The 19,208-nt window shown below is 64.7% G+C and carries 17 protein-coding genes and 1 tRNA gene; 5 read left to right on the top strand and 13 right to left on the bottom strand.

Going from position 1 to position 19,208, the window contains the following annotated elements; all coding sequences use genetic code 11:
• Positions 1–4: 4 nt before the first annotated feature.
• The 8 genes from PQB87_RS01480 to PQB87_RS01445 form a co-directional block, all read right to left on the bottom strand.
• Positions 5–1,471, bottom strand: coding sequence for a virulence factor (locus PQB87_RS01480; RefSeq protein ID WP_111943615.1), 1,467 nt, complete (start codon positions 1,469–1,471; stop codon positions 5–7).
• On the bottom strand, positions 1,468–3,654 hold the full coding sequence (locus PQB87_RS01475; RefSeq protein ID WP_059620891.1) for a T6SS effector phospholipase Tle3 domain-containing protein: 2,187 nt from the start codon (positions 3,652–3,654) through the stop codon (positions 1,468–1,470). Before PQB87_RS01475 ends, PQB87_RS01480 begins: the two co-directional genes overlap by 4 nt.
• Positions 3,655–3,837: 183 nt before the next feature.
• The gene (locus PQB87_RS01470; RefSeq protein ID WP_059687852.1) at positions 3,838–6,624 is read right to left on the bottom strand and encodes a type VI secretion system Vgr family protein; all 2,787 of its coding nucleotides are present in this window, start codon (positions 6,622–6,624) and stop codon (positions 3,838–3,840) included.
• Positions 6,625–7,051: 427 nt separating this feature from the next.
• Positions 7,052–7,127 (bottom strand) — tRNA-Ala (locus tag PQB87_RS01465).
• 66 nt (positions 7,128–7,193) lie between these two features.
• The gene (locus tag PQB87_RS01460; RefSeq protein WP_059490222.1) at positions 7,194–7,556 is read right to left on the bottom strand and encodes a c-type cytochrome; all 363 of its coding nucleotides are present in this window, start codon (positions 7,554–7,556) and stop codon (positions 7,194–7,196) included.
• The gene (locus tag PQB87_RS01455; RefSeq protein WP_027788619.1) at positions 7,553–8,350 is read right to left on the bottom strand and encodes a BON domain-containing protein; all 798 of its coding nucleotides are present in this window, start codon (positions 8,348–8,350) and stop codon (positions 7,553–7,555) included. The genes PQB87_RS01460 and PQB87_RS01455 overlap by 4 nt, the downstream gene beginning before the upstream one ends.
• A gap of 17 nt (positions 8,351–8,367) precedes the next feature.
• On the bottom strand, positions 8,368–8,952 hold the full coding sequence (locus PQB87_RS01450) for an SIS domain-containing protein (protein ID WP_060062398.1): 585 nt from the start codon (positions 8,950–8,952) through the stop codon (positions 8,368–8,370).
• A gap of 126 nt (positions 8,953–9,078) precedes the next feature.
• On the bottom strand, positions 9,079–9,507 hold the full coding sequence (locus tag PQB87_RS01445) for a YraN family protein (RefSeq protein WP_174415947.1): 429 nt from the start codon (positions 9,505–9,507) through the stop codon (positions 9,079–9,081).
• 46 nt (positions 9,508–9,553) lie between these two features.
• Between PQB87_RS01445 and rsmI the strand changes: the two genes are divergently transcribed.
• Positions 9,554–10,435 carry a 16S rRNA (cytidine(1402)-2'-O)-methyltransferase gene (gene rsmI / locus PQB87_RS01440; RefSeq protein ID WP_059687855.1) on the top strand — a complete coding sequence of 294 codons (882 nt, stop codon included), beginning with the start codon at positions 9,554–9,556 and terminating at the stop codon, positions 10,433–10,435.
• Positions 10,436–10,543: 108 nt separating this feature from the next.
• Here rsmI and PQB87_RS01435 read toward each other — a convergent pair whose 3' ends face one another.
• Positions 10,544–11,155: a septal ring lytic transglycosylase RlpA family protein gene (locus tag PQB87_RS01435; RefSeq protein ID WP_027788623.1), complete on the bottom strand. Its 612-nt coding sequence runs from the start codon at positions 11,153–11,155 to the stop codon at positions 10,544–10,546.
• Positions 11,156–11,812: 657 nt separating this feature from the next.
• Here PQB87_RS01435 and PQB87_RS01430 point away from each other — a divergent pair.
• The 3 genes from PQB87_RS01430 to PQB87_RS01420 all read left to right on the top strand — a co-directional run bounded on the left by PQB87_RS01430 (position 11,813) and on the right by PQB87_RS01420 (position 13,663).
• Positions 11,813–12,457: an MBL fold metallo-hydrolase gene (locus PQB87_RS01430; protein WP_027788624.1), complete on the top strand. Its 645-nt coding sequence runs from the start codon at positions 11,813–11,815 to the stop codon at positions 12,455–12,457.
• Entirely contained in the window at positions 12,454–13,113 is a 660-nt protein-coding gene (locus PQB87_RS01425; RefSeq protein ID WP_027788625.1) for a 3'-5' exonuclease family protein, read from the top strand. The genes PQB87_RS01430 and PQB87_RS01425 overlap by 4 nt, the downstream gene beginning before the upstream one ends.
• Before the next feature lie 79 nt (positions 13,114–13,192).
• A complete protein-coding gene (locus tag PQB87_RS01420; RefSeq protein WP_006477376.1) occupies positions 13,193–13,663 on the top strand; it encodes an Lrp/AsnC family transcriptional regulator in 471 nt (156 codons plus the stop codon).
• 45 nt (positions 13,664–13,708) lie between these two features.
• On the opposite strand, the gene PQB87_RS01415 is transcribed toward PQB87_RS01420, so the two are convergent.
• The 3 genes from PQB87_RS01415 to PQB87_RS01405 all read right to left on the bottom strand — a co-directional run bounded on the left by PQB87_RS01415 (position 13,709) and on the right by PQB87_RS01405 (position 16,428).
• Positions 13,709–14,866, bottom strand: coding sequence for a cation diffusion facilitator family transporter (locus PQB87_RS01415; RefSeq protein WP_059493948.1), 1,158 nt, complete (start codon positions 14,864–14,866; stop codon positions 13,709–13,711).
• A gap of 243 nt (positions 14,867–15,109) precedes the next feature.
• Positions 15,110–15,403, bottom strand: a complete 294-nt coding sequence (locus PQB87_RS01410) for an H-NS histone family protein (protein WP_006491875.1) — start codon at positions 15,401–15,403, stop codon at positions 15,110–15,112.
• Positions 15,404–15,768: 365 nt separating this feature from the next.
• Positions 15,769–16,428 (bottom strand): HugZ family pyridoxamine 5'-phosphate oxidase, encoded by a 660-nt coding sequence (locus tag PQB87_RS01405; protein WP_226219380.1) that lies wholly within the window; start codon positions 16,426–16,428, stop codon positions 15,769–15,771.
• Between the two features lie 240 nt (positions 16,429–16,668).
• On the opposite strand from PQB87_RS01405, the gene PQB87_RS01400 reads away from it, so the two are divergent.
• Complete coding sequence (locus PQB87_RS01400; protein WP_059493946.1) at positions 16,669–17,886, top strand: MFS transporter; 1,218 nt, start codon at positions 16,669–16,671, stop codon at positions 17,884–17,886.
• A 94-nt stretch (positions 17,887–17,980) separates the two neighbouring features.
• Here PQB87_RS01400 and PQB87_RS01395 read toward each other — a convergent pair whose 3' ends face one another.
• Positions 17,981–19,123, bottom strand: a complete 1,143-nt coding sequence (locus PQB87_RS01395; RefSeq protein WP_489242492.1) for a branched-chain amino acid ABC transporter substrate-binding protein — start codon at positions 19,121–19,123, stop codon at positions 17,981–17,983.
• Positions 19,124–19,208: the final 85 nt, after the last annotated feature.

The following is a 19,208-nucleotide window of genomic DNA, read 5'->3' as shown; positions in this document are numbered from 1 at the left end:
CTCCTCAGTACGAGTAACCCTGGATGCCGTAGTTCGTGTCGTGTCGACGTCCCCACCACAGCAGATAGGCATTGTTCTCGCCGCGCGCACGGAACCAGTCTCCGTCCGGGTTGATTGGTGTGAGCTTCGACGGCGGCAGCACGACAACCGCAGTCGGGTGACCGGCGTCCATCGTACCCGCAACCAGTGCATTGCCGCCGAAATGGTTGATCCGGCCGATCGCGAGTGCAACGTCCGTCAGCGCCGTGCCCGCGCCCATGTCGCCAAGCAGCGCAGGCGTGTTGAAGACCTGCTTCGTGTAGTCGAATTCCGGCAGCGTTTCCGTGAGCGTCTGCGACAGCGAGGCCAGACGGGCCGATGCCGCGTCGCTGCCCTTGCCTGCATCGTGCACGACGAACTGGATGCTTGAAGTGTCGACGTTTGCGTTTTGAGCAGCCTGCGCAATCGTCGCCTTCCATGCCTGGACCGCACGCGTCGTGCCCGCCTTCGCCTCGTAGTCGCTAACCTTGCCCGTTGCCGCCTTGCCGATCCATGCGAGTGGCTCACGGTCGGTCTTCAGATCAGGGCCGGCCAGAAACAACACGGTAAGGTTTTCGTTCATCTGCGCATCCCTGGGTGGAAAGCTCGGCGCGTCCCAGTTCATCACCCACACGCTTTCTTGCGGATGCTTCTGCAGATAGTCGAGTGCAGCGTTCAGCGACGTGAAGCCGGCATTTGCACCGCCGACATGGATCTGAATGTCAGAAGGCAGATCCTTGCTCCATAGATCCTTTGCGGACTGATTGCCAATTTCGAAATAATCCTTGATCTGATAGGCCAAATAGTCTTTCGCCTCCTTCACCCCAAGTCGCTGCGGTATCGCAAACTCGACACGAATACCCGCCAGCTCTCGCCATTGATGCGGGTCGTGTGGCTGGACTGTATAGAAATAGTGACCATTCATCACATATTTCTCGGCAAACAAACCCAGAAACTTAGAGATATATTTTTCATAGAACCCGTCGAAGCTTTCCGCTCCGTTGTTGCCATAGGCAACTCCAGCGACAGGGCGAACAGTACCGAACGCCTTGGGGTCCTTTTTGACCATATCGTCATTCTTGTTTGGCTTGACGAGCCCCAACGTCCACAATAATTGCCATTCCGTCGGATAGTCACGGCGTTGGAGAGGATTGAGCCATTCCAGACCGACCACCTGTGCGAGAAACGGCTTCTCCTGGGCAGGTGCAGAAGGTGTCGGCACAGAAACAGGCTGAGCGGCCTCCGCGGTCGAAGATGACCAAGCCGTGGCAAATGCAAAAACAGCGATCCCAGCCAGGGCCGGCAATCCAATCCATCGTGTCATTTCCTCTCCCATGCTTCGCGTCTGTGAACCGTGACCAATCGCTTCGATAGCAACGACACCTATCACAAGTAGTACTCCAACCAATGCCAGTGCAAGACGTCGTGACCGGGAGGCAAAAAGTGATCTCATCCGACTCTCCCCATACCGAGCAACACCCCCCCCTGACGCTTGTCGTTTATCGATTCAGGCAGAGTCGCTTCGGGGTCTTTAAGCACCCAATTCTGCAAAAAGTCCCCATTCATCTTTCCTTTCTCGAAGTAAGCCGAATAAATCTTGTTCGGATTGACCTTATCCAGACTCTCACCGAATCTCCAGTCGGCCTCAATCCTGAACTGGTTCAGTTGCTCATTCGAAATTCGACAGATGCCGATCGCAACATCGTATGTCAGTGCCAACCTGGCGTGCTTCGGATTGGTCATGATCGTCGAATGGTTCGTTGGGTTATTCACTGCCGCATCGAGAATATGCACGATCTCCTTGTTTCGCCATTTCTGGTACCCATCGGGCATCTGTGCATTGGGGCCAGCCTCACCAACGACCTCACCGTCCTTGACCCATTCCGGGTTGCCTTTGTGACGCGCCTCCATGCGCGCGATCGCATGATCCTCATAACGCTGTGACGCCTCGGTGCTGGCATCCCCATGCGGTGCCATCTCCTCAGCATGCTCATCGTCGTTGGATTTGTAAGTGTCGTACGGATCGGTCTTGTCGATGCTTGCCTTATTCTTGTTACGCTGAGCCGCCACCGGATCGTTATCCTCGTTGAAATCGCTCTCCGCATCGCCATCCTTTACGTGCACGACCGCCCCATAGCGAATCGCCTGCGGGAAGAACGGTTCCGGCAGGCCAGGAGCATCGCAAATCACGTGCCAGCCCTCCTGCGTCTTACCGCATTTCTTGGGCGGATCGGCATTGACGCGCATCAATCCCATCGCCGATGTCGCCATCGTCACGATATACAGCACGGGGGCAAACGCTATGGTGCCGACCTTGCCGTACCAGTGCGGGTTGCCCCGCAATGCTTTGACCAAGTTGTATTTGGCCGGGGGCGACGTCGGATAAAAGAACAGTTCCGACGAACCCTTGCCATAACGCCAATCGTGCTTCCACGTGTCGTAGGTCACGGGCTCCGCCTGACCAACCTGAAAGTTGGTTGCGAAGACACGTTGCGTGAAAAGGCTCGAACCTTTGACAAGTTCAACCTCGTCCGGATGCAATCCTCGCCAGCCCATTCCCTGCACCGGAGCGGCGGAAATCACCTGGTCGTGCGGGCATGAATACAGCGTGACGCGGCCGTAGGTATGGTTCTGAACCCCGTACTGTTTCCGGTCCTGGTCCGGATCGTAAGCAGGCTTCCCGTCTTCGCCCGGCTTCATGTTTGCCATCGTCATCCGGATATCTAGCGGGTCGCGCTTGTCCTCTGCATCCTTGCTCTGCGCAATCAGTTCGAAGAACGCTTTCAGAGTATTCGCCCGCGCCTGCGATTCCACGCGCCCACGGTTACCCTGCGGGTCCTTGTCGTTGCGTTCGGTCCAGTCCTCCATAAAAGGCGAGTTGTCGCCTTCGATAGATCCGACGATCCCGTAGGGCGGATTGGCCAGCACATACGTGTCGGCCACGCATCTCACGCCCGCCCGCCCCGACAGCCGGTCCCCGAGGAACGCGGCTGCAATGCCGACCATGTTGCCCTGGCTATGGCACACCACCGTGATGGGCACGTCCTTCTGTACCTTGCGGATGGAGCCGATGAGTTTTGCGAGACGCAACGCGCCCACTACGTTGTACGCGCGCGGTGGCGTCTCGAAGAGCGGACGTTGTGTCGGATTGAGTCCCTGCACATTGATGAAGCCGAATATCCGTGGATCGACACCAGCGTTCCACAAATCCGGCAGGCTACCGCAGCCGTTCGCGAAAGGTCCGCCACCCCAGTAGTTCTTTTCATTCAGGAAGATCGACTCGCCGTAGCGCTTCAACTCCTCCTTGTTCGCTTTGTAACCCCAGCGGAAATGAATGACGGGCGAGAACGTATTTTCATCCGGTTGCATATATGTACCGGCCCACAACTGTGGGTTAATAAAACCATCGTCCGTCAGACTCGCCGTGTAACGCATCGGACCCATCTGGCCGCCCTTCGGCCCGCAATGTGTCAAATGCTCATCCTCTCGTCCAAGCCGTTTGTTCAAACCTGCGCAAAGCCCCTCTTCACCCGGCTCGAACCACTCTCCCTCCGAGTTGACTCCGTGCACGAAAATCACGATGCCCGGCAACGGCATCTGCATCACGCACAGGTAGTCCGATTGATTGAGCGTCATCACGCCATTGCCGTTGGCGACCAGGTAGCGATTCTGCGAATCGTCACCCCCGCCCGCTGGCGTGCGCGGATCGAAACCGCCACCGTCGCTCGCTGCGGCCTGCGCTGACGGATTGTTTTCAGATGCACCCGGACTAGCCGGTGCAGTAGCGGCCGTGTCTGCCATGATTATTTTTATCCCCGGTCAGGTCTTGTTCTTGAAGAAATTCACGACGAACGGTTCGAACTGGTTGCTCTGGAGAGGAGCAAGCTTGCCCGCGGCGTCTGATTGCCCCTTGATCACTTCGCCCGACGCTTTCGTGATCTCCGCATGCATGCCCTCTACGGCCTGCCCATCGGTCGCCCGCACAAGCTTCGGCACGCGTCCGAGCGGCGCATGATCGAACTTCGGCATGTCCGTGCCCATGCTCGCCGGCCCCTGCCATGAATGCCCGGCGGACTTCACCGTGAATGTGCCCGGGCATCCCAGCTCGATATCGCTGCCGTGCAGTTTCAGGTACGCGCCGCCGGACGTCGTGAAGACCACCTCGTCGCTCGCCATGCCCGCGAGCTTGCCGCCGGCCGCCGTGAACTGAATGTTCTTCGCGGAATCGATCTGCGTGTCGTCGTTCTGGCTCTGCAGCGTCACCTTGCCCTGATTGGCGATCGCCGACACGCCATCGCTGTGCGCGAACATCGCGACGCCGCGGCCGCCGTGCAGCGTGATGTGCTGACCGCTGGTCAGCTGGACATGTTGCTGCGCGACCTGATCGATGTTCTCGCCGGCGTACGTCACGTGGGTCTTCGGCGTGATCGCGACCGAGCCGGCCTGCGCGCCGAACGCCATCAGCGCCTGCGATCCGGCCGCATCACCAGCGCCAGTGCCCGACGCGCCGCTACCGCTGCTGGGCGTCCACCCCTTGAATGCTGCGGCGACGGCCTGCTGGCCCGCCGTGTCGCTCGCCTGACCGCCATGCTGACCCGCGTAGTCGCCCAGCGACTTGAACAACTCGGTGCACTCGCCGAGCAACCGCAGCAACTCGTCGCGATCGAGCTGCCCGCCGCTCGCCTGCGAGCGTGCGTAGGTCGTCAGCAGAATCCCCTGCGCGGCCCGCAACGCGGCGGCCGCGTCGGTGCGCAATTCCGCGCCTTCTCCGCGGTCCTGGCCCCGGCCCTCCTGGCGCGGCTGCGTCAGGTACCCCAAGTTCAGTTGAGAATGGGCGTGCTCGCTCGCCAGCTGACTGGAAATTTGCCCCGGCGTATCGTCGAGACGCAGCTGGTTATACCGGCGCCCCTTGATTTCCTTGGTCTTGATCCCCGACACGTAGCGGTTGCCCGGGAGGTTGCCAATGTGGGTGAAGGCCGCCGGCGGATTCACGCCGTTGCTCAGCACGTTGATGATGACCAGCCGGTCCGGATCGCCGCCAAGGCTGCCGATCAGCACTTCCATGCCGACACGCGGCAGAAAGAGCGCACCGAAGCTTCCGCCGGCGAGACTCGCCCCGACACGGATGGGCGCGCTGTCGCCGGCATTGTCGTTCGTGCCCGCGCCCTGCGCATGCGCGTGGTCGGCCGGATCGAGCCCGTGAATTCGCACGCGTACGCGGCCGTCGGCATCGCAAAATACTTCCTCGCCCTGCTGGCCGACGATCGTGCCGGTCAGCAGATGCACGGGGGGTAGGTCGATCTTCGGATCGTATGCGGGCGCGAGCGGTACGCCGCGCCGCACGCAGGTGAAATGATTTTCGTAGCGCGTGTCGGGTTCGGCCGCTGCGGCAGGCTGCTGCAATGGCGACGGATAGGCCAGGTGCCGGCTCGCGGCAAACAGCGCCTGCACGCGGTCGGTCAGCCCCTTCGGCAAATTGTTCCAGACGTCGTGGTCAATCGCCGTGATCACGAACTGCCGCTGGTCGGAAGGCTGCATGTCCCGCTCAGGATCGCCGGTCAGCGTGATCCATGCACCGACGGCAAGGTCGCGTACACTGCTCACACCGTCGTAACGCTCGGCTTCGAACTGATGCGCGAGCATCCGGGCGCGCGTGAGGCGCTCGTGATCGTTCCACGAATCGCCCGCATGCGGGATGTCGATCGCGACATCGGTCAGCAATTGCGCCAGGTCGTTGCCGGCCTCGCCCTGATTGAGGCTCGTCGCAACCATCGACTCGTCGATACGCGCTTTCTTGTAATCCCACGACGGGCGGCCGACCTGGCCGGGCGCCAGACGCTGATGCAGTGCGAACAGCGTGACGGTGTCGCGCTCCTCGGTCGCGGCGTCGCGCGGATGCAGTCGTACCGTACCGGCCGGTGCCTGCGGCAGCGACATCGGATCGTCGCAGCACACGAGCGTATGCGCGGGCGTGTCGTCGTGACTGTTGCCCTCGCCCTTGACCGGGCCGGCCTTGGCGAACACTGTGATGCCTTCGCGCCGCAACAGGCGGCGCACGAACTTCGCATCCGATTCGTTGACCTGGCGCGTCAGTTCGCGCGGCGGATATCGGTCGCGACTCAAGCCGGACAGGTCGAATTCGAACGCCGCCGCCAGCGCCGGGCTGCGCTGACGCCATTCGGTGAACAGCGTCGAGAGGATTTCGACGACGCTACTCTGACGGAATACGCGGGAATTCGTGCGCTTGTCCATCAACGACAGGGCGTCGCACACGGTCAGTTGATACACGCACAGCTCGCCGTCGCTCTGGCCGATCTGCACGTCCTGGATGATCGCGTTGACGAAGTGCAGCTGCCCCCGATCGGTGACGAGCCGGATCGAGACAGGCACGCCGAGGAACAGCCGCGGCGGCAGGTTGTGGCGGGCCGATACACAGGTCAGATGCCCGCGAATGCCGGTCATCAACCCTTCGTGCACATGCGCATGCTGCAGCGCAAGCAAGTGCCCCAGTCCGTCTTGCGCCTTGCCGAAATTCAAGGCGACCGGCCGACGGTTCCAGTCGACCACCCCCGATGCAAAGTTGCTTATTGTTTCGCTTATCGACACAGCCGTTCTCTCAATATTGTTGTCGACCTGCTGGCTTCGGCTTTGCGACGCGCGTCATGTCACGGTCGCACTACCGATTTGTGACAGCGAGCATATCAAATTCACGGAAATATTTCGGCACCCTATGTGGATCCATGCCGGTTGCCGACACAATCTGACAAAAAAGTCGGATTCCGGCATCACGAGGAGGCGCCGGCCGCCACTTGAGAAGCTTGAGCGATTCGCGCGGAAGAACACGCGACCGAAGAAGAAGTCGACGAAGCAACGTGCACGCACGCCGTGTCGAGCAGAAAAGCAAAAAGCCGGCACGAGGCCGGCTTTTTGTTTGCGATGCATAAAGGCTGTGCGCCCGGGCGGAAGCACAACGCCGCACCCGGTGCAGCATTACCCGTCCTGTCCCAAGACGATCGAGCCTTTCGAATTCCGTTGGTGGAGCGGAGGAGGATCGAACTCCCGACCTTCGCATTGCGAACGCGACGCTCTCCCAGCTGAGCTACCGCCCCAACAGTCGACCATCATACACACGCATTTCTGCGCTTGGCAATAGGGGTTGAGTCACCCCCGAAGCGTTACTTTGACGGCGCGCCAGCCAGTACCCATTCGACCACCGAACGCGCGTCGGCGTCGCTCATGCGCGGATGCGCCGGCATCGGAATCGCGCCCCAGACGCCGGAGCCGCCCTCCTTCACCTTCTTCGACAGCTTTGCCACGGCCTGCGGATCGGCCTTGTAGCGGGCGGCGATTTCCTTGAACGACGGGCCGACGAGCTTGCGGTCGACCGCGTGGCAGCCCATGCACGCATTGCCGCGCGCCACCTTCAGGCCGTCGCCGACATCCGCGTGCGCGGCGCCCAGCGTACCCGCCACGAGCGCCGCGGCTGCGGCGCCCTGCATCATCCACTGTTTCAATTGCTTCATCTGCATGCTCTTCATTGCGACGGTGCCTTCGGGTTGCCCGGGTGCACGCTCGACGAATTCGAGATCGGCGCGGGCGGCTGCAGCGGCGTGGACTGCACCGACGCGTCGGGCACGGCGCCCACCGTCGCGGTATCCGCCGGCGCGGCGGCCTGCGCACCGGACGCGCCGCTCGCGGGCGACGCCGCCTGCAGCGCCTGCGCGTCCTGCGGCTTCACGTACTGGAACACCTTCACGACCTTCTCGACGCCGGGCACCTGGCTGGCGGCTTCCGCGCCGCGATTGCCCTCGTCGACCGTCACAAGCCCCATCAGGTAAAGGTTGCCGCGTTCGCTGACCACCTTGTAGTAGTTCGCCGAGATGCCCTTCGTCGCGATCAGCTCGGACTTCACGCGCCCCTCGAGGTACGAGTCGTTCGCGCGCGACGACAGCGACGACGCCGGCTCGACCGACAGCTCGTTGACGATGCCGTTCACGTTGTTGATGCCGCGCACGATTTCCTCGGCGCGCTGCTTCGATGCATCGTTCGGCACCTCGCCCGTCAGCAGCACGCGGCGGTTGAACACCGTGACGTTCACGTGCGACTGGTCGGGCAGCCCGTTGTTGATCTGCGTGAGCGACTTGACCTGGATCTCCCGATCCTCCGTCTGCGCGCCGAGCGTACGGCGGTCGGTCGCGACCAGCGCGCCGCCGCCGGCCGCTGCGCCGACGATCCCGAGCACACAACCCTGCAGCGACACGGCGAGGCCCGCCGTCAGCGCAGCGAGCAGCGTGGTTCTGACGAGCGTCTGTTTGACGCGGCTTTGATTCATCGACGGCTCTCCTTCGTTCAATCCTCACCCAGCAGCATCGCGTCGATGCCGTCGCACAGGCAGTGGATGGTCAGCAGATGGACTTCGTGGACGCGCGCCGCACGAGCGGCGGGCACGTTGATCGGAATATCGGTGTCGGACAGCGCGGCCGCGACCGCATGGCCGCCGCCGCCCGTCAGCGCGACGACGGTCATCTCGCGCTCGTGCGCTTCGTCGATCGCCGCCAGCACGCGCGGCGACGCGCCGCCCGGATCGAGCACCAGCAGGATGTCGCCGGTCTGGCCGAGCACGCGCACCTGCTGGGCGAACAGTTGCTCGGCGGACACCGCACCCGCGAGGCCGCCCTGCGACGCATCGGTGGCCAGCGCGATCGCGGGCAGGCCCGGACGCTCGCGCTCGAAGCCGCCGACGAGCGACACGGCGAGGTAGTGCGCGGCGGCGGCCGACGGGCCGTCACCGCACGCGACGATCTTGTTGCCGTTCGCCAGCGCGGCGAACATCGCATCGACCGCGGCTGCGATCGGCAGCGACAGTGCGTCGGCCGCTTCGGCGTGAAGCGCGGCGCTGTCGTGGAAATGTTGCTGAATACGTTCGACTGACATCGATTCCTGGTGAACTGGGCGCGCGGCACGCATCGCGCGACATCGTGGGTGCGGCGAGTTTACCGTACTCCGGCACGCTCTCCGGGGGTCCGGCAAGAACTCTTTACATCTCGTCACAGCTCGCGGCTACGCATCGTCGGCACGAAATGCGTCGCGCAGCCACACGAGCCGCCCGGCCTCGAACGCGACGACGTCGAAGCGGCACGCGGCACCGGCGCCGTGGCGCGCCCAGAACTGGAGCGCGGCCGCCACCAGGCGCCGCCGCTTGCGCCAGCCGACGCTCGCGGCCGCGCCGCCATGCCGGACGCTGCGCCGCGCGCGCACCTCGACGAACACGAGCATGCCGTCGGCCTCGCGCATCACGAGATCGAGCTCGCCGCCGCGCATCGTCACGTTCGCCGCGACGAACACGAGGCCGCGGCGTTCGAGAAACTGCCGTGCACGCTGCTCGAACGCCGCGCCGACCGGCCTGGATCGCGCCGCGCCGGAAAAGTTGTCGCCCGCGCGCGGCAAACCACGCCCGTCGCCCGGCCGCGCCGGCGCCGCGTGGCACAATGCCGTCCTTGTTCCGCTTGCGCCGCGATTACGCGCATTGCCTGCCATGACTGCCCTCCTCGAACTCGCGCAAACGCAGCACTACCCGGAAGCCGCGCTCTACGTGGTTGCCACGCCGATCGGCAACACCGCCGACATCACGCTGCGCGCGCTGCACGTGCTCGGCCTCGCCGACCGCATCGCGGCCGAAGACACCCGCAACACGGGCCAGCTGCTCGCCCGCTACGGGATGTCGAAGCCGCTCGTCGCCGTGCACGAGCACAACGAACGCGAAGCCGCGCAGCGCGTGATCGAACTGCTGCGCGGCGGCGAACGCGTGGCCTACGTATCGGACGCCGGCACGCCCGGCATCTCGGACCCCGGCGCGCGGCTCGTCGACGCGGTGCGCGCCGCCGGCTTCGCGGTGATCCCGCTGCCGGGTGCGAGCGCGGCGGTGACCGCGCTGAGCGTGGCCGGCGACTGGGCCGGCGCGTTCACGTTCGCGGGCTTCCTGCCGCCGAAGGCCAGGCAGCGCGCGACCGCGCTGCAGGCGCTGGTATCGCACCCGTATGCGCTGGTGTTCTACGAAGCGCCGCACCGGATCGCCGAAACCGTCGCCGCGCTCGCCGACGCATTCGGCCCCGCACGCCGGCTGCTGATCGCGCGCGAACTCACCAAGCTACACGAGCAACTGTTCCAGGGCACCCTGGCCGAAGGACAGACCTGGCTCGCCGGCGATGCGAACCGGCTGCGCGGCGAATTCGTGCTGGTCGTCGAAGGCGCGCCGGCGACGAGCGGCGAAGCCGACGACACCGCGCACGACGCGCTGCTCAGGCTGCTGCTGGAAGAGGTGCCGGTGAAGAGCGCGGCGAAGCTCGCGGCCGCGCTGACGGGCGCATCGCGCAACACGCTGTATGCGCGTGCGCTCGCGCTGAAGGATGAAAGCTGACGCGCGAGCCGGCCGGCACCGGGACACCGGTGCCGACGTCGCGCCGTGCAGGAAAGACAAAGGGCTGCCCTCGGGCAGCCCTTTTGCATGAGCGGTCGAACCGCCGCGTTACTTCGTCGAGACCGACGCGAGCATTTCGTCGCGTGCCTCGCGCGCTTCCTGCGGCGACAGCCCTTCGATCTTCACGCGGCCCGTGCCGGCGTGCACGAGGCCGATCATCTTGGCAGCGGCATACGACAGGTCGAGCACGCGGCCGCGCTTGAACGGCCCGCGATCGTTGACCTTCACGACGACCCACTTGCCGGACGACGCGTTCGTCACCTTGATGTACGACGACAGCGGCAGCGTGCGGTGCGCGGCGGTGAGCGCGTTCATGTTGAAGCGCTCGCCGTTCGCGGTGCGGCGGCCGTGGAAATCCCGCCCGTACCACGATGCGCGGCCCGTCTGACGGAAGTCGGACACATCCTTGCCGTCGATCGGCTCGGCGTCCGCCAGCGACGACTTCTTCGCGTCCTTGGCGTCGGCAGCCGGCATCGACGCCAGTGCGGAATCGAAATTCAGTTGCTGCTTGTCGTTGTCCGCCTTCGCGGCACCGGCCGTCTTGTCGACCGCGTTCTTCTGGTTCGCGCTTCCGGTGGTCTGGCTGGGTGGCACCGCGCAGCCCGTCAACGCGAAAAATAATGCAATGGTCCCGAAACGAGTCGGAAATCGTACGTTCATCGACGTGTCGCCTTCTGGTTCGGGCCGCTCCTTCGTCACGCTGCTTCACAGCGCGGACACGCGGCCCGGACGGCAAATGCGTGCACGCCCCGCTCGGATGCGAGCAGGCGGCTAGCATGGGCGCGGCTTTCGTCTATGCCGCAACCGTCCTGATTAGCTTTCACGTCTGGCGCAACCTGTCCCCAACAGCCTGACCAGACCCCACATGCCGCCATCGAACATGGCTTTCACGTTCGCGCGCGTCGAAACGACCAACGCACAGGAACGGCGGCACAGGCCTCATCCGGCGGCGCGGCAGCAGGGCCGCAGGCGGGCGCGCAGCACCCGGCCGGACAAGACGTGAGCACCGAATGCTCGGTGCTGGATACACCGCCGGACTCCCCGGCGGCTGATGCTTGACGGTGCTTCCGACGCCCCTTTTTAACGGGGCCGAAACACCAGCGAATGGCGTGAAATTCACGCGCAATGGAGCGCATTATACATAAATCAAAACGCTGTCCTGAAAAGCACCGCCGGCGGACCATTGATTCTCACTATGGCTGTAACAATCGACATGCTCCGGGAATGCCCGGAGGCGCGCACCGCGACGCGCGTCGCGCGGCCGGCAAGCGGCACGCGCGACCGGTACAATCGCTCCTTTTAGCCGCCGGTGCCTCCATGAAAGTCACGCTCATTCCGGTCACGCCGTTCCAGCAGAACTGCTCGCTGCTCGTCTGCGAGAAGACGGGCCGCGCCGCCGTCGTCGATCCGGGCGGCGACCTCGACCGGATCCAGCAGGAAGTCGCGCGGCAGAACGTGCAGGTCGAGAAGGTGCTGCTCACGCACGGGCACATCGATCACTGCGCGGGCGCGAAGACGCTCGCGACGCACTACGGCGTGCCGATCGAAGGGCCGCAGGAAGAAGAGCGCTTCTGGATCGAGAAGCTGCCGATGCAGAGCGAGCGCTTCGGCTTTCCGGCCGCCGAAACCTTCGAGCCGGATCACTGGCTGAACGACGGCGACACCGTGCAGTTCGGCGACGAGACGCTCGAGGTCTATCACTGCCCGGGCCACACGCCCGGCCACGTCGTGTTCTTCAGCCGCGCGCATCGCGTCGCGATCGTCGGCGACGTGCTGTTCGCCGGCTCGATCGGCCGCACCGATTTCCCGCGCGGCAATCACGAGGATCTCGTCCGCTCGATCAAGGAGAAGCTGTGGCCGCTCGGCGACGACGTGACGTTCGTGCCGGGCCACGGCCCGGTGTCGACGTTCGGCGACGAGCGCCGCACGAACCCGTTCGTGTCCGACAAGGCATTCGGATGAACCAGACCGCCATTCCGGAAATCTACGTCAGCACCGACGTCGAGGCCGACGGCCCGATCCCCGGCCCGCACTCGATGCTGAGCTTCGCGTCGGCCGCCTATACCGAGGACAAGCAGCTGATCGCGACCTTCTCGGCCAACCTCGAGACGCTGCCGGGCGCGCAGGCGCACCCGGTGCAGGAAGCGTGGTGGAAGACCGAGCCCGAAGCATGGGCCGCGTGCCGCCGCGACCTGCAGGCGCCCGAGGCGGCGCTCGTCGCGTACGTCGACTGGGTCGAGGCGCTGCCCGGCAAGCCGGTATTCGTCGCGATGCCGGCCGGCTTCGATTTCACGTTCATGTTCTGGTACATGATGCGCTTCGCCGGGCGCTGCCCGTTCTCGTGGTCGGCGCTCGACATCAAGACGCTCGCGTTCGCGATGACGGGCCTGCCGTACCGCAAGGCGATCAAGCCGCGTTTTCCGAAGCACTGGTTCGACGACCATCCGCACACGCACGTCGCGCTCGACGACGCGATCGAGCAAGGCGCGCTGTTCTGCAACATGCTCGCCGACCTGCGCCGCCAGCAGGCCGCGCTCGCGGGCCTCGCGGTGTCGGACACCGATCGGTCGGAAAACGCGGGGGCGGGACAAAACCCCACGGATCCGCGAGCAAATTAGCGAATCTCGCTCAGCAACGCGACGCCAGATTGCCTTTCCTTTCCCGGCCCTCTAACATTCAGCATGTTGTTGCTGCCGCATGGAGGCGCAGGTGACGCTCGATTCCTTTTCGCAAAAAATCCTTCGCCTGTTGCAGCTCGACGCGCGCCGTTCCGTTCAGGAAATTTCCGACCAGGTCGGCCTGTCGAGCACGCCGTGCTGGCGCCGCATCAAGGACATGGAACAGTCGGGCGTGATCCAGCGCTACACGGCGCTGCTCGATCGCGAGAAGCTCGGCCTGCACGTCTGCGCGCTCGCGCACGTGCACCTGACCCGCCACAACGAAGGCGGCGTCGAGCAGTTCGAGCGCGAGATCGCGACCTGCCCGGAAGTCACCGAGTGCTACAGCACGACCGGCGAGGCCGATTACATCCTCAAGATCGTCGCGCCGGACATCAAGGCCTACGACGTGTTCCTGCACGAACGCATCTTCAAGATCCCCGCCGTGTCGCAAGTGCGCACGAGTGTCGTGCTGCGCGAGATCAAGTTCGACACGCAGCTGCCGCTGTAACGGCTGTAACGCGCACGCCCGCGCGCACGGCCCGCCGGCGGCAGGTCACGCCTGCGCGGGCATCGTGCGCGTGAAGCCGATCCGGCGCGCGCCGAACTCGCGCTTCAGCGCGTCGACGTCGAGCCGGCCGGCCAGCGCCGCATCGGTGTCGTGCGGATCGCACGCCAGCGTCACGTCGATCTCGAGCCCCGTGCTCAGGTAATGCAGGTTGATCGCCGCCGCATGCAGCCCGCGCTGCGCGAGCGCGGCCTCGAGCCGCGCCGCGATCTCGCCGCGCGGCGGCAGCGCGAGCGCCGGACGGCGCGCCGCGTCGTTCTCGGGGTCGACGTGGATCAGCGCGTCGAGCACGCGCGGGTCGCGCAGCACGCGTGCACGTGCGGTTTCCGCGATGTAGTGCCCTTCGGAGACGGAGATCATCGGATCGACGAGGATGTGCGCGTCGACGAGCGCCGCATCGCCCATCTTGCGCGTGCGCAGGTCGTGCACGTCGCGCACGCCCGGCGTCGCGGCGAGCAGCGCGCGGATCTCGGCCGTGTCGGTCGTATCGAGCGCGCGGTCGGAGAGGTCCTGCAACGCGTCATAGCCGAACGTCCAGCCCATGCGCGCGACCATGAAGCCGACGATCGCCGCCGCGATCGGATCGAGCAGCCGCACGCCGGCCAGGCTGCCGACGATGCCGATCGCGACGACGAGCGACGAGGCGGCATCCGAACGCGCATGCCATGCGTTCGCGACGAGCATCGCCGAGCGCACGCGCCGCGCTTCGCGCAGCATGTAGCGAAACAGCGCCTCTTTCGACACGAGCACCGTCAGCGCGACGACCAGCGCGGAAAAATGTACCGCCGGAATATTTTCGAGATTAACGAGACGGTCGCCGGCCCGCCACAGCATGCCGACGCCGACTGCAATCAGGATTGCGCCGAGAAACAGCGACGCGACGGTCTCGTAGCGGCTGTGCCCGTAATTGTGGTCGGCGTCCGGCGATGCGCCGCTATGCCGATTCGCAACCAGCACGACGAAATCCGAGATCAAATCGGAAATCGAATGCACCCCGTCGGCAATCAATGCTTGCGAATGCGCAATCGTGCCGACGACGATCTGAAATGTCGCAAGCACGACATTCAGCACAATACTGACGAACGTGCTCTTGCGTGCAACCGCGTGCTTATCTGCGCTCTGCGCGTCGCCGGAAAACGTGGACATGAAATATGAGATATCGGTGTGCGGTACCCAATTCTATCAAGGGCGCCCCGCGAATCCCGCCAATACTCGTAAATTTCTTATTCAAATCAATCGCTTATGCGAACAGGTCGTATTTCCATTCGCACCCTCGATTATTACATTTTCATGACAACGCCATGCGCGCGGCGGCCGCTGAAAACAAAAAAGCCGCGCTCCTGAACGGACACGCGGCTCTTTTGAAGCTCAGGTGACTTAAACAAACGTTTAAATCGCAAACTGTTCGCGGTTCTTGCCAGCGATCCAGCGCGGCGGCTTGCCGCGGCCCGACCACGTCGCGCCCGTTTCCGGATCGCGGTATTTCGCGGCGACGCCAGCACGCGGACGGCCAACCTTGCCTGCCTTCGCGCGGCTGAGACCGAGTTCGGCGAGCGAAAAGCCGTAGTCGGCAATTTTCTGCTTCACGTCATTCAGCACTTCAGCGTATTCACGCGACTTCGCTTCTTCGATTTGCTTCTCCAGCTTCTCCCGCTGGGCCAGCAGGTCCTTGTAAGAAGACATAGTTTCCCTTTCTATCTGACTAATGGCGCCGGTCTGCAGCCAGCTCACCATTCATGAAATATATGTGCCTCGGATTTTCGAAGGCAGAGATTAGCACAAAAAAGATTTGATAGAAGCGAGATTCATGAAAATCCCGAGATCAATTGAAATTCACTCGTGTCATTTTGACCGGCCGCGGCCTTTTCTCAAATTTTTACGTTCCTACACAGAGATTAGGACATTAGCCATTGGCTATTAGGTCTATCAACATACGCAATTACCCTGCATTCGGAAAAATAGAAGCTTTCATCGGACGACAGTTTTACGAAAATCGGACGGCGCCACACGCTAAACGGACAAACCGCGGACAAGCCCGCGCCGCGACGTCACGCCACATCCCGCGCGCACGCAATCAGCCGCTCGTGCAACGCGCCCGCGTCGGCCAAAGGCGTATCGAACGGCGTGCGCACGCGGCGGCCGTCGTGTCGCCAGTCGGCGCCGTGACGATCGACGCCGAGCAATTCGAGCCCGTCGCGGCGCGCCGCGCCGCCGTCGTACGCGTCCCATAACGCCTGTTCCTCGTCGAAGGCGAGCGGCGGCAGCGCATCGAGATGCGTGCCGTCGACCCAGCCCATGCGCCCGAAACCGCCGATATAGCGCAGCCGCTCGACGTCGAGCGCCCAGAACGTGAAATCGCCGAGCGCCAGATAGCGCGCGGCGTCCGGCTCGTAGCGCAGGTAGCGCGCGGTGACGTGCGGATCGTCGCCGAGCGGCACGAACCGGCCGAGCAGCGTCGCGCGCTCGGCGTTCAGCACGTCGCCGCCGGACGCGTCGACCACGAGGAAGCCCGCGCGCGGATCGGCGGCCAGGTTGCGCGTGTGCTCCGCGAGGCCGCTCACGAGGATCACCGGACGATGGCTTGCATCGGGTGCAAACGGAACGACCGTCGGATACGGGAAGCCCTGCGGATCGCGCGCATGGGTGGCGAGCGTGCCGAGCGCGCAGCGGTGCAGCAGATGCAGGGCGAGAGCGGGATCGATGTTCAAGAGGACTCCTGCGGTCGAAGGGCGGCGCGCCGGGCACGCCATGCGCTTCGATGTTACCCGCGGGCGCGGTACGCCGCGCATCGGTCGAACGGCCGATGCGGCGAATACCGGAGGGCACCTCGGCCGCCCGATCGTCGGCCAAGCGGCCATCGCCCGGCAGGATCGTAAGCGGTTCGATAGAATCGGACGGGTCCGACGGGCGCCGCGTGCGTCCGCGCGTTTCCTTTGACGAGCCTTTCCGTGTCCGAATCCTCCTCCCCCGAATCGTCGTCCCCGTTCGCCGCGCCGCCCGACGCGCATCGCGTGCTGCCGCTGCCGGCCCGCCAGCGCGCGCGCACGGCGTCGATGGCGCTGTTCTTCGTCGCCGGCATGATGTACGCGTCCTGGGGCGTGCACGTGCCAACCGTGCGCGACAAGTTCGCGCTGAGCCCCGGCCTGCTGTCGATCGCGCTGTTCGCGGTCGCCGGCGGCTCGATCGCCGCGATGCTGACCATCGCGCGCTGGATCACCCGCGTCGGCTCGCGCACCGCGTGCCTCGCCGGCGGGCTCGTGATGTCCGCGTGCGCGGCGCTGATCCTCGTCGTGCCCGACTACTGGATGCTGCTCGCGGTGCTCGCGCTGTTCGGTTTCTCGATGGCCACGCTCGACGTCGCGATGAACGCCGAGGCCAGCGCCGTCGAGATCGCGCTCGGCAAGCCGATCATGTCGTCGCTGCACGGGATGTTCAGCATCGGCGGGATGGCGGGCGCGGCCGCCGGCGGCGCGCTGCTGTCGGCCGGCATGGCGCCGGTCGTGCACCTCGCGCTCGCGGCCGCCGTGAGCGCCGCGGTGCTCGTGGCCGCCAGCCCGGCCGTGTTGCCGCACGTGCCGCACCACGAACACGCGCATGGCGGCGGCAACCGCTGGCGCTCGCCCGCGTTGTGGATGCTCGGCGGCATCGCGCTGATTGCACTGGTCGCCGAAGGCGCGATGTACGACTGGGCGACGGTCTACATGCGCGACGTCGTCGCGGCGAGCCCCGCGCTCGCGAGCGCCGCGTATGCGGCATTCTCGGGCGGGATGGCCATCGCGCGCTTCGCGGGCGACGCCGTGCGTGCGCGCTTCGGCGCGCCGCAGCTCGTATTCGCGAGCGCGTCGCTCGCATGCGCGGGGATGATCGGCGCGCTGCTGCTGCCGAACCCGGTCGCGGTGCTGACCGGCTTCACGCTGATGGGCCTCGGCCTCGCGAACATGATGCCCGTGCTGTTCGCAGCCGCCGCGCGGGTGAAAGGCATCCACGCGGCCGAAGGGCTCGCGCACGTGGCGGGGCTCGCGTATTTCGGGCTGTTGTTCGGCCCGGTCGTGATCGGTGCGGTCGCGCAGGCCGCGAACCTGACGATCGGCCTGTCGGTCGTCGCGCTGTGCGCGGCGCTCGTCGCGCTGGTCGCGCCGAAGGTGCTCGCACATCTGAAGATCTGACGGTACGGCGCTCGCCGGGCCGAACCGCCAAAAAGAAAACGCGCATGCGTTGCCGCATGCGCGTTTTCACCCCTTCTGTTGACCGCCTGTTGCGTTACATCTTCACTTCGTCGAGCAGCGACTTCTTGCCGCCCTTGTAGTTGTACAGCGAGATCACGCCGTGCTGCAGGTCGCCCTTCGAGTCGAAGGTCGTCGTGCCGATCACGCCCGAGTAGTTCGTCGCCGGCATCGCCGCGAGGATCTTCGCCGGGTCGGTCGAGTTCGCGCGCTTCATCGCGTCGACGATGATGTACACGGCGTCATACGTGAACGGTGCGTAGATCTGGATCGGCTGGCCGAAGCGCTTCTCGTACTTCGCCTTGAACGCCGCGCCGCCCGCCATTTTCTCGAGCGAGGCACCGGCTTCCGAGCACACCACGTTGTCGGTCGCGTCGCCGGCCAGGTCGGCCAGCTTTTCCGTGCACACGCCGTCACCCGCGAAGATCTTCGCGCGCAGGCCGAGCTGCTTCGCCTGTTTCGCGAACGGGCCGCCGGTGGCGTCCATGCCGCCGTACATGATCGCGTCCGGATTCTCGCCCTTGATCTTGGTCAGAATCGCGCGGAAGTCGACCGCCTTGTCGTTCGTCGCGTCATGCGACATCACCTTCAGGCCGAGCGCCTTGGCCTTCTTCTCGAACTCGTTCGCGAGACCCTGGCCGTAGGCGGTCGAATCGTCGACCACCGCCACGCTCTTGATGCCCTTCGAGTGCGCGTAGTTCGCGAGTGCCGGGCCCTGCTGCGCATCGGTGGCCACCACGCGGTACGTGGTCTTGAAGCCCTGCTGCGTGTAGGCCGGGTTCGTGGCCGACGGCGAGATCTGCACGATGCCCGCATCGCTGTAGATCTTCGACGCCGGGATCGACGTGCCCGAGTTCAGGTGGCCGACCACCGCGACGACCTTGTCGTCGACGAGCTTCTGCGCAACCTGCGTGGCCTGCCGCGGGTCGGCCGCGTCATCCTGCGGGTCGAGTTGCAGCGTGATCTTCTGGCCGCCGACCGTGAGACCCTTCGCGTTGATCTCCTCGACTGCGAGACGCGCGCCGTTTTCGTTGTCCTTGCCCAGGTGTGCAATGCCGCCCGTCAACGGCGCGACGTGGCCGATCTTGACGACTTGATCGGCTGACGCGTTGCTTGCAGCTGCAGCGCACAGCATCACTGCGGCGGTGATCGGCAACAGCTTTTGCATCTTGATATTCATGTAAGTCTCCAGTTCGGTCCCAAAAAACGCCATCGCCCGGTGCCCCGCTGCCATCCCTGTGTTTGCAATCACTGGACGATTCGCC

The sequence above is a fragment of the Burkholderia sp. KL41 genome (genome assembly GCF_057005415.2).
The sequence above is the reverse complement of the archived record's forward strand: the minus strand, read 5'-3'. Positions and strand labels throughout refer to the sequence as shown.

What these genes read in the sequence shown, in the direction of transcription:
- PQB87_RS01480 (WP_111943615.1), bottom strand. Translation starts at nt 1,471, where the DNA reads ATGAGATCACTTTTTGCCTCCCGGTCACGACGTCTTGCACTGGCATTG.
- PQB87_RS01475 (WP_059620891.1), bottom strand. Translation starts at nt 3,654, where the DNA reads ATGACGCTCAATCAATCGGACTACCTGTGCGTGATGCAGATGCCGTTG.
- PQB87_RS01460 (WP_059490222.1), bottom strand. Translation starts at nt 7,556, where the DNA reads ATGAAGAGCATGCAGATGAAGCAATTGAAACAGTGGATGATGCAGGGC.
- PQB87_RS01455 (WP_027788619.1), bottom strand. Translation starts at nt 8,350, where the DNA reads ATGAATCAAAGCCGCGTCAAACAGACGCTCGTCAGAACCACGCTGCTC.
- PQB87_RS01450 (WP_060062398.1), bottom strand. Translation starts at nt 8,952, where the DNA reads ATGTCAGTCGAACGTATTCAGCAACATTTCCACGACAGCGCCGCGCTT.
- rsmI (WP_059687855.1), top strand. Translation starts at nt 9,554, where the DNA reads ATGACTGCCCTCCTCGAACTCGCGCAAACGCAGCACTACCCGGAAGCC.
- PQB87_RS01435 (WP_027788623.1), bottom strand. Translation starts at nt 11,155, where the DNA reads ATGAACGTACGATTTCCGACTCGTTTCGGGACCATTGCATTATTTTTC.
- PQB87_RS01430 (WP_027788624.1), top strand. Translation starts at nt 11,813, where the DNA reads ATGAAAGTCACGCTCATTCCGGTCACGCCGTTCCAGCAGAACTGCTCG.
- PQB87_RS01425 (WP_027788625.1), top strand. Translation starts at nt 12,454, where the DNA reads ATGAACCAGACCGCCATTCCGGAAATCTACGTCAGCACCGACGTCGAG.
- PQB87_RS01420 (WP_006477376.1), top strand. Translation starts at nt 13,193, where the DNA reads ATGGAGGCGCAGGTGACGCTCGATTCCTTTTCGCAAAAAATCCTTCGC.
- PQB87_RS01415 (WP_059493948.1), bottom strand. Translation starts at nt 14,866, where the DNA reads ATGTCCACGTTTTCCGGCGACGCGCAGAGCGCAGATAAGCACGCGGTT.
- PQB87_RS01410 (WP_006491875.1), bottom strand. Translation starts at nt 15,403, where the DNA reads ATGTCTTCTTACAAGGACCTGCTGGCCCAGCGGGAGAAGCTGGAGAAG.
- PQB87_RS01395 (WP_489242492.1), bottom strand. Translation starts at nt 19,123, where the DNA reads ATGAATATCAAGATGCAAAAGCTGTTGCCGATCACCGCCGCAGTGATG.